The organism is Catenuloplanes indicus (genome assembly GCF_030813715.1).
GTDB lineage: Bacteria > Actinomycetota > Actinomycetes > Mycobacteriales > Micromonosporaceae > Catenuloplanes > Catenuloplanes indicus.
The window spans coordinates 7,433,877-7,450,065 of record NZ_JAUSUZ010000001.1; the positions used below are offsets into that span (position 1 = coordinate 7,433,877).

Here is a 16,189-nt window from a genome sequence, read left to right on the forward strand (position 1 = left end):
AAATTAACGGTGAACCGTGGCGCTGGGCGCGACGTAAATCCCGCATCGGCGCTCCGGGGGTTTGATCGCGCCGGGTGAGGAGAGCGACGTGGCGAGCGCCGGCAACTTTCAGCTGATCTGTGCGGACGGCCGTTTCATCGCGGTACCGGGCGGCGTGTTCTACTTCGACGGCGCGATGACCGACCCGGTCGACCCGGTGATCCTCACCGGCGCGCTGCAGACCTCGCGAGTGCCGGGCGCCACCGCGGTCTTCATCGCCGAGTCCACCCGCGGCAAGCTCGACGCGGTCGACCGGGTCCGCCGCGCGCTCGACGAGATCCCCGGCCCGATCCGCGACCGCTACGTGCTCGGCACGCTGCCCGGCGAACGCGTCGACCTGGACGCGTGGCAGGGCCTCACGGACGCGTTCGGCCTGAGCAAGCACGCGGCCTACCGCCCCGGGCTGACCACGTCGGCCCGCGTGGTCACACTCGACCGGCTCGGTCTGCAGACCGATGAGGACCCGGTGGGGGTACGGGTGCTGTCGCGCGCCCAGGCCGCCGCCCGCGAGACGCTGCACTCCGCTCTGGACGGCACGCCACCGTCCTGGGACCGGCTCATAGACCTGGCCCTGAACGCGACCATCATCCGGGACACGCTCCGGGTGCCGGCGAAGCTGCGCGGCGATGAGCGGCGCGGTCCGTCCAGCGCCGCCTATGCGCTGGCGGCCGGCATCGCGCTCTACGGCATCCCGGACGGACTCACCGCGTCCGCGCTGCGCCGGAGCGTGCGGGCGATCGCCGTCGACGACGTGGTGCGTGCCTGGGGTGGTGCCGCCGTCCCGACCCGCCCGGAGCTGGTGGTCCAGTCGCTGCTCGGTACGCCCGGCTCCGGTGCTCTGATCAGGATCGAGGCCACCGGCTCGGGCCGTCCCGTTCTCGGCTGGCTGGTGTCCCGACCGGACGGCCTGGCCTGGATCGACCCGGAACTGGACGGCGGGGCCGCGGTCCGCCTGATGCCGCCGCAGGACGCTGTCGCGCTGCTCCGGGCGACACCCGGGGCGAACCCGGCCACGCTCTGGGTCGACGCCCAGGGTCGCCCCGCCGCGGTGACGACGGCATCACCCGCAGCCGGTAACGCCCGGGGCGTGGCCGAGCCCGACCCGGCCCCCGGCACGCCCGGCATCTCCCGGGCGACCTCCTTCGACTCGGTCTTCTCCGGGGACACGGTCTCGTCCACGGACACGGCGTCGACCGGGCCGGAGATCGCCGCCCAGGACCGGCCGGACCTGCCCGTGGAGGTCGCGCTCGGGCTCTCCGCGGCGGACATCCGGCAGTACATGCCGTGGCTTCCGCGCATCAACCCGAAGTACCGGACGGATCTGACGTACGAGCAGAACTGCGTGCTGGTCGCGCTCGCGCTGGACATGTCACTGGCGTCCGCGGGTGACCCGCGCCAGCTGCCGGTCGAGGCCGACGGCACGAACGGCCCGCTGCGCATCGATCTGCTGGAGACCGCTTTCCCGGGTCACCGGTTCGAACCCGCGGACGATCTGGCCCAGATCGCCGCGGCCATGACTCGCAACGCCGACGGGAAGATGCGCCGCGGCATCGTCGTGGTCCGCGGCGCGGGAGAGACCGTCTCGCACGCGTTCAACGTGGTCAGTCTGGGCAAGCAGTTCGCGTTCCTGGACGGGCAGAGCCAGGGCCGGCCGCGGGTACCGAAAAATATCGCCGAGATCCGCTTCCTGCCCACGACGGACGGCATCCCCAGCATCCGCCCAGCGGCCGAACTGCCGGCGGACATGGATCCGGACACCGTGCAGGGCGTCGTGGAGACCTCGCCGGTGCGTCCGGAGGACGACCGGGCCGGCATGCTCATCTGGCCGGACGCGGCGAACCCGACCGAACTCTACGACGCGGACGACGTGACCCCGGAGCACCCGCGCTTCGCCGGGCTCCACGATCGGCAGCTCGACCCGGACCGTGGGCCGTTCGGCACGGATCAGCCGGGCGCACCGCTCGCCGGCCTTCTCTCCGTGGATGCGCCGCACCGCGACGGCGTCGACCTCGACGGGCTGCGGGAGCATGTCCGTGCCGTGGAGCGGACGGTCGACGCGGTGCTGGATCTGTTCACGGATTCGCCCACCGCAGCGCTCTGGCGAACGGCCGTGCAGAACCTGCGCGACCCGTACACCTCCGACCAGGATCAGGCTCGGGACTCGATCGCACAGGCTGTGACAGCGGTCGGCCGGCTCCATCCGGTGGCCGGATCGGTGCTGTCCCCTCTGACCTCGGCGCTCGGGCTCCGGACCGCCGCCCTCGCGCGGCTGGGCGTGACGGCCGTCGCGTTCGAGTACGCCGATGTGCCGCTCACCGCCGGCCCGGTCAAGCGGCCGGATCTGACCGACGCGGCCGAGCGCACCGAGGCCGTGCAGCGGGTGACCCGGTGGACCGGGGCGGTGCAGCTCCCGCCCGGAATGGACGGACCTGGCGTTCTGCCGCCGGAAGACTGCGTGCAGCGCGCGTGGGGCGCGTTCATCACGGTGCACCGGCGGTCCGGGAACGTCCCGGCCGATGCCGGCATGGTGGAGTCGGCGACAGTGGAAGCGCTGGCCACCCGTCTCGGCGGAAAGCTGACCGCGCTGACCGACGCGGACGGGCTGCTGCAGGAGATGCGCCGGCGCCCGGGCACGATGGCGCTGGTGCACACGCCCCGTCGAGAGGGCGGCGTGTCGCATGTGTTCTGGGTGATGGCGACGGCAACGGATGAGCTGACCTGGCTGGACAGTCAGCGGCCGGGCATCTCCGAGCGGACCGCCGCTGCGTCTCCGGCCGAGCTCGAGGAACACGTCGCCGAGCTCCGGCAGGTCGGCACGCGGGTGCTTCTGCTGGACGAGAACGGCCGAGCCGAGGAGCGGAGCGAGTCCCCGCAGACGGTGGCGGCCCTGCTCGACCCTCCTCTGGGACTCCAGCGGGCCGGAGCACCACTGCCTCCGCCCCCGCCCCCGCCGTCCTCGATGCTGCAGCGCGCACAGGCACTCGACGCGTGGATGTCCCAGTCTCTCGCTCACCCGGCGTACCAGTCACCGGAGGCGGCACAACAGCTCTGGGCCGACTACAACGCCCGGAACCGGCAGATCAAGCTGGAGTTGCTGCGCCGGCTCGCTATGTCGGTGACGACGTCGTGGGGCCAGGTCTCGGTGGTGGCGAACAGCACCCACGGGAGCAACGCGGACAAGACCCTGCTTCTGACCCGGTACTTTCCCCAGGTCGGGCAGGTCAACGTCGACTCGGGTACCACGAACTGCGTCTCGTGTTCGATCGCGTTGGACAGCATGTTCGACGACAGCTATGGCGTGCACCTGTTGGCGCAGGACACGCCCGAACAGTCGCTGGCCGCGGCGTCGATCCGGCTCCGCCAGCCGTTCTACGCGTTCCGGGACAGCGATGCCCAGCGGGTGCTGAGTGGTTCGGCCGGCGTCGTCGCCGAGGTGAACGCCCAGGGCCACGGATTCCGGGGGGTCGTCGCACAGACCGCGAACATGAACACCGGCTCATCGCAGTTCAGTGGTCACATGTTCAACGTCATCAACGAGGAGGGTTACGTTCTCGTCCTCGACAGCCAGTCGAGATGGCTCGGCACGCTGCCGGATCTGTACAGCCGTAACGCCCAGGTCGCGCAGACCCTGATGCTGACCACGGCGGTCGGCCCCTACCCGGGGATCACCATTCCGAGCGGCGGTTCCGCCGCGGTCGAGTTCGACGCCTTCTCCCTGTCGTATCAATTCCCCGCGCCGCCCGCGACGACCTCCGCCGCGTATCCCTCGGGCTCCGTGGGATACGGCCACCCGAATTATTACTACGGCGGGACGACGCCCGGGCCGGTGCGTCCGGAGGACGACCGGGCCGGCCTGCTGACGCCGCAGGCGGGGGCGAGTGGTTCGGAGCTGCCACCGCCCACCCTGCCCGTGGGGCTGGAGCAGGTACGGGGGGGCACGGACCTGGCCGCCGCGGTCACCGCCGCGGTGCGGTCCACGCACCCGGGGCTGAACGTGTCCGGCCTGGACCCGGCCGCAGACCTCGACGCGCTGACCCAACGGCACGACCTCCGGGTGTACGTCTTCAACGCGGACGGCGTGGCCGACCGGTACGGACGCGACGGTGCACCGGAGGTCTACCTGGCCCGCCACACCGCACCGGACGGCGGCACGTCGACGTACGCGCCGCTCGCGCCGACCGCCGGCCGGACCAGCCGCACCGTGATCGACGGCGCCGAACTGGCCGGCGCCGCCTCCCGCGGCCTGACCGCCGCCCTGGTCGAGCCGGGACAGGACCCGGACACGACACTGGCCCGTGCCGTCTCGGCCGAGCTGCGAAAGCTCGGCGGACCCGTCGCCGACTGGGACCTCTGGCGCCCGTCCGGCACGGATCGGCCGGGCATACCGCTCGTCGGCCTCCTCTCCGTGGATGCGCTGCACCGCAGCCGGGCAGAACTGCTGACCGACGGCGTCGACCTGGTCCCGGCCCCGCGCGAGGGCACCACCGAGGTCCCGGATGAGCTGCGTGACGTCACGCTGGAAGTGCGGGCGAACCGCGCCGGGCCGTACCGTCCGTCCGGCATCTCCGGTGGCATCGTCGAGTTCAGTGGGCCACTGCAGATCGCGGCGAGGGTGACCGGGCTGCGTCCGGAACCGCGCGACTTCGACGGTGTGATCGGCCCGGTTCTGCACTGGGACACGGTCACGCCGGCCGAGCCGGCGATGCTGATCAATGACGTGGTGCCGGCGCGCAGGACGGACCGCGCGTTCGATCTGGACCAGGCCGCCTGGTCGGACGGTCGCGCGATGCTCGGCGGAGTCCGGACGGGCCAGTTGGCTCCGCCGCTGAACGACCACTTCATGCTCAGCGCCCGGGTGGCCGCCGAGGACAGTGCGTTCCCGCAGGTCACGCTGCGGAATCTGAGCCCGGCCGGGATGTTCCGGATCGGTGGCCAGTTCCGCTACGTCGCCCACGCCGACGTGCACGCCGAAACCGTCGATCCGACCGGGCAGCGGATTACGATCCATGCCCCGGACGCGGTGGAGGTGCTGCTGGACCTGCCGGCCGCGGCCGCCGCGCCGGACGGGGCCGGCACCGGGGCACGCGCGGCACCGCCCGGCTATCTCGCCCAGGAGACCGCACCCGGTGGCGTGGACGAGGCCCGGTGGCGGCGGGTGACCGCCGAACCGGCATACCGGCTCACCCGTATCGGGCTGGAGGCTCTGCGGTCGTTGCCCGGCTCGAGCGGGATCCCGGCCGACCGGTTGCTGCACTGGATCGAGACGCTCGGCCGGACGCCGTACGACATCGCGGAGACCGCCGCCCGGACCGGTCTGCTCGTTCCCGGCCCGATGCTCGACCTCGCGGTCGATCTCGGGGTGGACCCGCGGGCGCTGGTCGTCTTCGGCCGCCAGATCCGTGAGCTGTCCGGCACCGGCCCGGTCACCCGGGACAGGCTGCTGGACCGGCTGGTCCAGGACGGCATCCGCACGCTGCGCGAGGCGGTGCACCTCAGCGAGATCGGTGCGCGGCTGGACCTGGACGAGTCGGCCCTGCCGGCGCTGATCTCGATCCTCGGCGAGGGCGTGCCGCCGGAGCTGCTGCTGGCGCTGCCGGACAGCTCGCTGGCCGTGGCCGTGGACACCGCCCGCCTCCGGCACGACATCGCCACCGCCGCGGATCACGGCGCCGCCGCGCTCGGGCTGCGCGACCGGCTCGAGGTGACCACGATCGCCGAGGAGCTCGACGTCGCGCCCGCGCATCTAGCCGCTGTCGCCTCCTACATCCGCACCGCGCTGGACACGTTCGGCGACCCCTATGCCGGGGCCGACGGCGACCGGCTGCAGTCCCGGCCGGGACCGGGATTCCAGGAGTACCGGGAGCGCGACGACGCCGGTGTCTGGACCGAGTGGCGGGCCCTGCCGTTGGAGCCCGGGCCGGCCGCGCGACTGCGGGACGGGCTGGCGGCCCAGTCGACGGCGCGTGGTCGGCGGGTGGCCGGGGAGATTCGCCGGCTGCTGAGCACCGAGGGCCGCGCGAGCGACGGGACCCTGAGCCGGTACGTGACGCTCTCCGCCCGGCTCGGCGTGCCCGTCACCGATCTGCAGTTCCTGCTGCCGTCCCGGCATGTCGAGCTTCTGATGCACGAGTTCTTCGGCGACGTGCCGCTGGAGCTGTTGCGCGTGCAGTGGTCGTTGCTGCTGCCGGAGGCCCCGGCGCCGAGTGCCGAGCTGATGAGCGGACTGCCCCGGAGGGACTACTCGGCCGCGGAGATGGCCGAATGGCGGTACCGGCTCGGCGACGTGGGGGAGGAGGCGTTCACCGATTTCCTCGCCATGCCGTGGGGCGACCCGGAGAATCTGATGGCCGCGGCGACCCGGGCCGGCCTCGACCGTTCCCACCTGCCCTCGCTGCTCCGGTTGTCAGCCGAGATCGGCTGGATCCCCACCGAACTGGGCCGTATCGCGTTTTGGTCGGGTACCACCGGCGCGCAGTTCCTCCGGGTGGCGGAGGGTGGACGCGTCGCGCTCGACCCGGCAGACCTCACCGCGTTCGGTAACCTGATCAGGGATTCCGTCGCGGCGGACACCGAAGCCGGGCCGGTCCGCATCCGGGACAACGCGGTCACCCGGCAACTGATCGACACCGCGCAGGCGTACTCACCGGTTCGGGAAGGCCGTCTCCGGGAGGCCTGGCTGCTCCGTCAGACGGCCCGGTGGAGTTCGCCCGAGTCGGACCGGCGGATCGACGTGCACCGGCTCGGCCTTCGGCTCAGCCGGCTCACGGTGGCGCCGATCCGAGAACTCGCGCTGTTCGGCGCGGACCTGGAGGAGACGCTCGCACTGCTCAAGGCCGCCGCGGCCAACGGCGGGACGGTGCACGGCGACGGCCCGGTGCGGGACCTGATCTCCCGAGTGGAGGCGTGGGCCCAGAAGCTGCGGCAGACGATCGGCGACGATCTGGATTCGGTCCTGCAGGCCGAGTTCCCGATGCAGTGGAGCCTGACGGAGCCGCTCGACCGGCTGCGGTCCCTGGATGCACCGGCCACGGCGTTGCGTGAGTCCGCCGCACGGGCCACCGAAGCGGAGACCACGCTCGCCGGGCCACTGGTCGAGCAGCTCGACGAGGCCGCCTCGCGGCGCAGCACGGCGGTGAACGCGCTCAGCAGGGTCACCGGCCGGCGGGGCGGGCCGCCGTTGAGCGATGGCCCGGCGGTGTACTCGGCCGCGCTGAACCACAACCTCGCGCACGTGCGCGCACTGGCCGCGTACGCCGGGGCCGCCCTCCGCGCCGCCGATTCCGTCGCGTCCGGGCCACTGCACGCGCTGGCCGACCGGCTGGACGACATGACCGCGCTGTACGCGCGCGGCGTCCGGTTCTACCCGGTGCAGCGGGCCGCGGACACGCTGACCGATGCGGAGATCGGCCAGTATCTCGCCGACCTCGACGACGACCGTACGCTGCGGCTGACCGACGACCAGATCAACCGTGCCGGTGAACTGTGGGCGCCCGAGCGGTGGGCGACGAGTCTCGGGATCCCGGCATCCACGCTGCGCACCGACTACCTGAAACGCCCCTGGCTCGAAGCCCGGCGCCTGATGGACCTCTCCGAGCTGCTCAAGCGCGGGACGCAGAAGATCCCCGATCTGGCGGTGCCGATCCACGACCTGGCGGTGGCGATCCACCGGCTCCCCGACGGCATCAGCGAGGTGGCGCGGCGGGCCGGGCAGGACCCGGAGACGATCCTCGACGTGGCGCGGCTGCGGAAGACGGATCCGGCCGCGCTGCACGTGCTCGACATGGACGTGCAGGAGCTGCCGCTCGGTGAGCGCGTCCCGGCCGTCCTCAAGGCGATCAACCAGGCGGCGGCGGCCGACCGGACGACCGGCCCGCTCTACCTCTCCGCGCTGGCGACAGCCGGTTTCACCCACGAGACGAAGCCCGACGGGCCGCTCTGGAACCGCACCGTGGTGCTGTCCCGGCTGCTGGGCGTCGACCTCGATCTGATCCGGCCGGACGCCGCTAGGCTGACCAGCAGTCAGGTCGAGCGCTGGCACGCCATGGTGGACGATCTGGTCACCGAGCTCCGCCTCGACCGGCACGAGATCGCCACGGTGGCGGCCCGGCTCCTGGTCCCCGCGTCCTGGGTGCGAGCGTCCAGCGTCCGGCTCGGCCGCGTTCCGGTCGAGCTGCCCGATCTCGCCCAGCAGCTGGGAATCCATGACGGTGCCAAACTGCTCGCACTCGCCGAGCGGGCCGGGGTCCATCCGTCGGCGTTCGTCACCGAGGACGGACTCAGCGCACTCAACGACGTCCGGTCCACCGACCAGAGCCGCTTCGACGTGGTCGGCCGGGTCTACCGGGAGCACGTCGTCAACCGGCTCGACGAGATCCGCAGCCGTCCGGGTGCCCGGCCGGGGCGGACCTGGGACGGCTCGGGCATCGTGCTTCCAGCGGTCACCGACGCCCTCTGGACGATCTTCAAGTCCGCCGGCTTCCGGCCGAGCGCACTGCCGCGCAACTTGGCCGCGCTGTCCGGCCGGTCCGGACTGGACGTGCGGGATCTGGCCTTCATCGGATCCGAGCTGGGCCTGACGCTCGACCGGACGGCCTTCGCCGCCCAGTACCTCACCGCCGACAGCAAGGTGTCCACCGACCCGCGCGAGCGACTGCTCGAGGGCTACCGGCCGTGGCGCGACCGTCTGCGCGCCCACGCCCACGTCCGCGAGGAGGAACTGGCCTGGGCCAACGACCTGGTCAAGGTCGCGTTCCGGGCCGTGGGGCTGCAACGGCTGACCGAGATGCCCGCGCGTGCGGCCCGCGAGTTCGTGCTCGGCCGCCGCCTGCGGGACGGCCGGCTCACATCCGGCGCGATCGCCGACCTCGTCCGGGACCACCCCGGCGACGCGTTCGAGCTGGTCCGCACGGCGGCCGACGGCATCGACTTCCCGGCCCAGCGGGTACCGGTGCTGCTGGACCTGCCGCTACCCGCGAACGCCGACATCGTGCTGACCCGGCCGGGCGGCGCCACCGGGCTCCCGGACGGCGTCGACCAGGCGGCGGGGTCCGTCCGGCTGGACCGGGAGACCGGCAGCATGGTGCTGCCGGTCCAGGGCCTGAGAAATGGCTGGCGGTCGCTCGGTGCGCTCACCGAGCTCGTCTTCGGAGGGCCGCACGCGCAGGTGCCCGCGCCGGGCCTCGCCGCGCTCCGGATCACCACCGGGTTCGGCACGGACACCGCGGCGTACCTGCGGCTGGCCCGGCTTTTCCACGCCCACCTGCCGGTGCTGCACCGCCTCGGCGTGATCGCCCCGGGCGGCCCGGCCGTGCCGTCGAACGGCTGGGCGTCCTTCGCCGAGCTGCGCGCCGCGCACGACGCGACGGACGGGCCGATGCGCCTGGACCTGGCGTCACCGGCCACCGGGGCGGCCGTGTTCCGCCTGGGTGCGGTCGGCACCGGCCAGTTCCAGGCGGCGATCACGCTGTTCGGTGCGATGGTGGACGCGGCCCGCGAACCCGGACGGTTCCCCGGTCTGACGGACCTCCCGTTCCCCGGTGCCGGCGAACCGGCCGACGACGAGGCCGCACGACGGCTGTTGTCACTGGTGGACGACGTGTCGGCCCGGGTGCAGCTGGCGATCCTGTTCCAGCGCGACGGCGCTGCCCGGGCACAGCGGACCGGCGGCCCGGAGACGATCTCGGTCCCGGCGGGTGCCGGTCCGGCCGCGTTCACGCGGAACGACATCGTCGTGGAGGCGCCCGAGACCACGACGCCCGGCCGTGCCGCGGACGCGGTCCGTTCGCCTGCGACAACCGTGCGCGAAAGGGTCGTCGCCCTGCGTGATGAGGTGCGAGCCGTGGAATCGCGCGTGACGGAGATCCTCGAGCGCAACCCGGCGGCCACCGACGTGGCGATGGTCTGGCGGACCGCGGTAGGAAGCCTGACGAGCTTTGCCGAGCAGCGGATGAACACGATCGACGATGCGCTGATCGCGGCCGAACTGGGCGATATCCGGCTGTTGGTGGACCAGGCGGCCACCGGAATTCTGGAGCTCGACGAGTCCGCGCGGAGCATGCTCGCACCGTTGCTGACCGGAACCCCGGTACCGGAGACCACGGTCGAACTCTATCCCGTTCAAGTCGACTACGGCGCAAACCAAGCTGTTGCCTCGACCGTGGACAACCCACACACCACGTCGTTCCCGCCAAGGCTGTCCGACATGCCGTCGTGGATATATGACCGCATCACCCGCGGGCAGATGCCGATTCCGTACTACATCGACGACGCCATGGACGAGGCCGCATCGAAGGTCGGCTTCGGCTTGGAGATCGAGTTCGTAATACCGGCCGATGACCGGTTCGTCGACGAGGACGGCTTCGTCGAGTCGGACTCGGTCGCCGAGCGGCTGGAGACCATCGGGCGGAGGCTGTACGAGCTCGGGCTGACCTACTCCGAGGAGCAGCAGCCGCAGCATTCCGATCCAGTACCCGGGAAGTGGGCCTTCGAGCGGGACAACACCGTCGACGGAGAGATAATCTCGCCGATCCTGACCAGCTCGCCGGAGACGTGGCGGACCCTGCTGGAGATCGAGAGGATTCTCGCTGAGGCCGGCGCGACCGTGGAGGTCCGCGACCCGATCTACTACGAGCCTGACGACGCGGGGAACTGGGTGCCGACCGGGCAGCACCACGTTCTGAGGGCGTCCAGCCACGTTCACGTCAGCTCGGGATTCCTCAGCCGGTATGCCGGCGCGGACGGTTACGCACGTCTGGCCGGCCTGTTCCACCAGCACCGCGAGGTGCTGTACCGGCTCGGTGGCAACGCCAGAACCGGCGTCGATCACGGCTACGAGTACCGCGCCGTCGGCTGGGACGCGGATTACCCTTACCTTCCCGACGGGCAGACCGTCATCGATGCGCACCGGGAGAAGAAGCTCGGTCTCTCCTTCTTCAGGGTGCAACTCCTTCCGGACGATCATCCCGAGTGGCGCCTGTGGCAGGGCTCGGAGCTGGCCGCCATGATCCAGGCCCAGGTGAAGCTCAGCATCGGTACGCAGCTGGCCTCGCTGAATCCGGCGAATGAGGTGGCGCTGCCGGCCGGCCCGCCGGATCTGGGACGCTTCCACACGCCGGGCACGCCGTACGTATCCCACGGCGGCTGGCGGATCTTCACACCGCAGAGCCACGCGGAGTACGAGGCGCTCACCGCCCTGCTGTCGACCGTCTTCGCACGCCCTGCCGACATTGCGCAGGCGGCCGCGCTGTTCTACCTCAACGACTGGGCACCCGACCCGAACGGTGCCCGGATCCAGGCGCCGCCGGCGCAGGCCGGGCAACAACTGCAGGTCGACTGGCCGGTCGGAATGCTGGACACCACGGCGCTGATGCCGTTTCTCGGCGACCCGCTGCCCGTGCCGTCCATGGCCCTGCACGACATCGATCCCGGTGAGGAACTGGAAGACCCGTGGCGTGTCGGAGCGCTTCCGGTGGGAATGGCTCAGCTGGGCGACAGCGGCATCTGGGCGGTGGAGTACAACGTGACGCCCACCGGCCAGCTGGTGCAGAGCGACTCCCCGGTCCTGTTCGGGGTCACGGTCGAGGGAGGAACGATCCGCCTCGGGTCGTACGCCAGTGGGCAGGCGTACTCCTTCCCGCCGTCGCTTCCGCTTCTGAGCGGTCTCGTCCGGCAGTACATCGACGTCCGGTCGCCCCTCCAGCTCGTCCCGCAGGGCTCCGGCCGGTTGCCGCAGGCATACGTCAAGCGCCTGCTCGCGGAGCGTCCCGGCCACCAGCTCCGCGAGAGGGGAGTGCGGCCGGGCGACGTGCTCATCCCGGCGAACTTCCTCCTCGACCCGCCCCCGGGGGTAGATCCCCACTCGCAGTCCCTGGTGAGGTTCTCCGAGTTCCAGGGGCAGGTGCACGTATCGGTAGCGTCGTCCGCGGGCGACACGACGGTGTACATCCTGAACGACATCGCCGGGGAGCCGACGCCGCTGGTCCCGGAGACCGCCGACGGTGTACGCGCCGTCGCGGCCGCCGCCCGGTCGCGCTGGGATGCGTTCCGCAGCCGGGCCGACGCGGCCCTGGACGCGGCGCTGACCGGCACCGCGACGGACGTGCAGCGGACCGCGGCCCGGTCCGCACGCTCCTCGCTCGGCATGATCCGTAGCGGCCTGGACCGGCTGACCGGTTCCTTGCCCGCGGGTGCGGCGGAGGGCATCCTGCAGAGTCTGATCCTGACGTACGAGACCGCCGAGCGGCTGATGTCGGAGGTGCTGCGCGGTGCGACACCGATCCCGCCTGCGGCCACCATGTTCAGCCGGGACGGTGGCCTGCCGTCGGAGACGGTGGGCATAGCGCCGGACGGCTCGTACGTCGTGGCCACGCCGGAGGACGATTTCCGGGTGTACGGCCCGGACGGCCGTGCGCGCGGCACGATGGAGGTGTGGGCCGCCGAGGGCGCGGACTGGTCCGGCGCGGAGGAACTGAAGAACCACTCGGACGTACCCGCTGACGACGTTCTACATCACCGCGAGGAGCAGCCGGCCGTTCTTCCGGTCGGTCGACGTCACCAACCCGCGGGTCCAGCAGATTCGCCGGGCCGAGTACGGGATGACCGAGCTCTCCGCCCCGGGAGAGGAGTACCAGGCGTTCGTCCTTGACCGCACCCGGACGAACGCGATCGCTCGTGCCCGGCTGGAGAGCCGCGGCTGGACGCTGCCGGCCGACGGCGCCGCCGGCCGGGGCGTGAGCCATCCGGCGTGGACGAGCGAGGAGCCCGGCTGGGCGCCCGTCGCCGCCGACGGCACGCGGCTGACAGTGATCACGGAGACGCTGGACGGCGGGATGACGCGGCGGGTGGCCGGCCGCCACGCCGAGGGCGGCACGTTCGACGTCGTGCACCCGGCTACCGGTGCCGTGGTGCGCCGGCTGTACCCGTGGACCGGCGCGGGCGGTGACGCACGGTGGACCGTCGCGCCACTGTCCGACGCGGATGCCCGCTACTACCGGGCTTTCGGTGACCCGGACAGTGAGATGACCGCCGAGGAGATGGTGCAGATCATCGTCGACCGGGGCGAGCGCGTGCGCGCGGACCTGGTGCTGCCCGGGTTCGCCCTCTACCGCATGACGGTGGACGGGGACTCGCTGCAGGTGCGCGCGATGCTCGACGCCGACGGCCGGGTGGTCCGGGCCCAGCGCCCGCTGCCGATTGACGAGGACCAGCTGGCGAGCGGCAATGACCGGCTGATCACCGAGCTGTACGACGCCGGCTGGATGATCCGCGCCGGCTACGACCACCAGGTCGACGCCGCCACGAGGATCGTGACGGTCAACCCGTACAAGGAGTCCACCGCCTGGCGGCGGCTCACCGAGGCGCACCGGGTCCGTCGCCACCAGCCCGGTGGGCCGGCACAGTCCGGACCGGGCGACGTCACGGTTCTCATGCAGCACGGGACGATGCCGCCGGCCCCGGCCGCCGGGACAATGCCGCCGTACACCGTGGGTGTGGCGCCGGACGGCTCTTACGTCGTGGCCAAAGCGCCGCGGCATGGCGACACCCGGCCGTACGGCTTCTCGGGCTTCGACGTCTTCGGCCCTGATGGCTCGCCGCGCGGCACGCTAGAGGCGTCGACAAAGCTGGAGAGCAACTTTGCCGGGACCTACCAGCTGAACAACCGTTCGGACGTGCCGGGCGCGTTGGACCTGGTGACTTACTACGTGGCCTCGGTAGCCACCACCTCCCGGTTCCAATTCATGTCCGTGGTCAACGAGAAGTTGCAGCGAACCCTGCAAACCGTCTACGGCATGGAGATGCTGAGCAGCTCCAGCCCGGACAAGCACGACTACCGTCTGAGCCGGGAGAAAGCCCGCGACATCGCCCGGGAGCGCCTGAAGAGTCGTGGGTGGACGCTCGGCGGCGGCGATTTCGCCACCCCGCAGATGCTTCGGCCCGCCTGGACCAGCACGGATCCGAACTGGGTGCCGGCCCGGCAGCTCCGGGTGGTCACGGAGACGATGGACGGTGGCATGTCGCGCAGGGTTTCCGGCCGGCCCGCCGAGCCGAACCGATTTCAGATCATCGATCCGGGCAGCGGCGCCGAGATTTACGAGCTGTGGCGCTCGACCGGCCCGGGTGGCCGCGACCGCTGGACGGCTGCGCCGCTCTCACCCACCGACACCCGCTTCTACGCGGAGATCGCGGAGGAAATCGGCGCGGAGTCGGCAATGGCCGTTGTCCAGTCGGTTGTCACGGACGGCGAGCGCCTTCGCGACGATCTCACGTTGCCCGGGTTCGCCCTCTACCGCAAGTCGTTCGGTGACGACGGTGACCTGCTGATTCGCGTCATGGTCGACGCGAAGGGCCAGGTCGTCCGCGCGCGGAGGCCGCTGGAACTCGACATCGATCAGTTCCTCCTGGTGGATCGCGACCCGGACCTGCACGACGGGCGTGACCTGATGGCGGAGTTGCGGGGCGCCGGCTGGACGATCCGCCTCGGCCACGTCAGTCAGGTGAACCAGGAGGCCAAGACGCTGACGCTGGACCCGTACCATGGCCTCGCCTGGCCGAGGCTGACCGCGGCGTACCGGCGGCGGTTCGAGGCAACCGCCACCGGGTCCCGATTCTCGCTCGAGGAACCAGGCGGGCCCGGGTCCTCCTGGGACCACCACCAGGTCTGGCGTATGAAGGTCGAGCAGAGACCCCCGGACGAGCTGCGGATGCTGGACGGGGGCAGCACCCAGGAGCGGATCGACAGCCTGACCGAGCAAGTGTTCCAGGCTGAGCCACGGATCAGTGAGGTGCTGGAGAAGTTCCCCAGCTCGCCCGCGGCCAAGAGCTGGCGGGACGCCCTGCAAGGGCTGGACCGGCTGACCGGCACACCGGGGCCCGGGGATGTCACCGAGGTCGTGCGTGGATTCGTCCGGGCGGCGGCGGACGTGATCCGGCTCGACCGGACCGCGGCGGGCGCGCTGTCGAAGCTCTCGCTGGGCCTGCCCGCGCCGGCCCGTGAGGTGCCCCCGCCGCGCGGATTCGGCGACTGGACCGTGGGTGATCTGCCGGCGCTGGCCGCCGGCCTGAAACGGCCGGTGCTCACCTCCGATCTGAGCGGCACCACCTCGCACGCGCTCGACCAGCTGGAGTCGGCGCTGCGCGAGCACGAGTGGTGGGGCGAGGTGCCGATCGTCGTCACCTCGATGGGTACCCAGCCGAACGCCGAGCGCCTCGACGCGCTGCGCGAGCAGTACCGGCCGGTCATCATCCAGCAGTCGATGACCTCGGACTTACAGATCTCCTGGAAGCTGCTCGATCAGGACGGCAGCACCGTGGCCGAGACGAAGCTGACCAGGAAGCTGTTCGAGGCCGCGTCCGCGTTGCCCGCGACGCCGCACGGCACCGCGCTGCCACCGGTGCTGGCCGGGCTGCTCACCGCGGGCCCCGGCGCGGCCGAGTTCCATCGGGACAACGCGCAACAGCTGACGGACCCGGGGGTACGGGACGCGCTCGACCACCTGATCGCCACCGCGCCCGACGGCGAGCGGCTGGCCGGTTTCCGAGTCGCTCTCGGCCTGGACGCGGCCGGCACGGAGAAGCTGGTCCCGGCCGCGACGAGCCTGCTCGGCGTCGAGCCGCCGTACACCGGCGGGCCGGTGCCGGCGTCGTTCGCGTACGACTTCCTGGCGCAGACCGGGGGCCGGAACGAGCGGTTCCCCATGGACGGGCTGCTGTTCCAGATCGTGCTGGCCGGGCGGATGTCGCCGGACGCGGCGCTGGAGCTGCTGCGGGCCACCGCGCGGACCGCGGTCGACCGGGCCGTGATCGACGTGTTCCAGTCGGTGGCGGACGTGATGACGCTGACCGAGGAGCAAGCGGCCGCGAATCCGCACACCGACGCGCGGCTCGTCCAGATCCTGCGCCGGGTCAAGAAGGTGTCCAGCACCGCGCGGAAGCCGGGCACGCCGCCGCCGGACTGTGTCGACCCGGTCGACCGGACCGTGTTCGTCGGCCGGCTGGACGCGCTGCGATACATGCTGCGCGACTCCGGCCAGGCGGCGCGGGCCTCGCTGATCGAGACACTGACGTACATCCTCGCCAACTGCTGATCGCGATTCACCCCGCGTTCACGTGAACCGTGCGGGCGGGCGCGACGTCAAGTGGTGATCGGCGCCGT

The 16,189-nt window shown here is 71.7% G+C and carries 2 protein-coding genes; both read left to right on the forward strand.

The genetic code is table 11. From position 1 onward, the window contains the following. Positions 1 to 88: 88 nt before the first annotated feature. Positions 89 to 12,682, forward strand: coding sequence for a toxin glutamine deamidase domain-containing protein (locus J2S42_RS33385; protein WP_307245658.1), 12,594 nt, complete (start codon positions 89 to 91; stop codon positions 12,680 to 12,682). Beyond that, the gene (locus J2S42_RS33390; RefSeq protein WP_307245660.1) at positions 12,633 to 16,121 is read left to right on the forward strand and encodes a hypothetical protein; all 3,489 of its coding nucleotides are present in this window, start codon (positions 12,633 to 12,635) and stop codon (positions 16,119 to 16,121) included. The genes J2S42_RS33385 and J2S42_RS33390 overlap by 50 nt, the downstream gene beginning before the upstream one ends. The last annotated feature ends 68 nt before the right edge of the window (positions 16,122 to 16,189 follow it).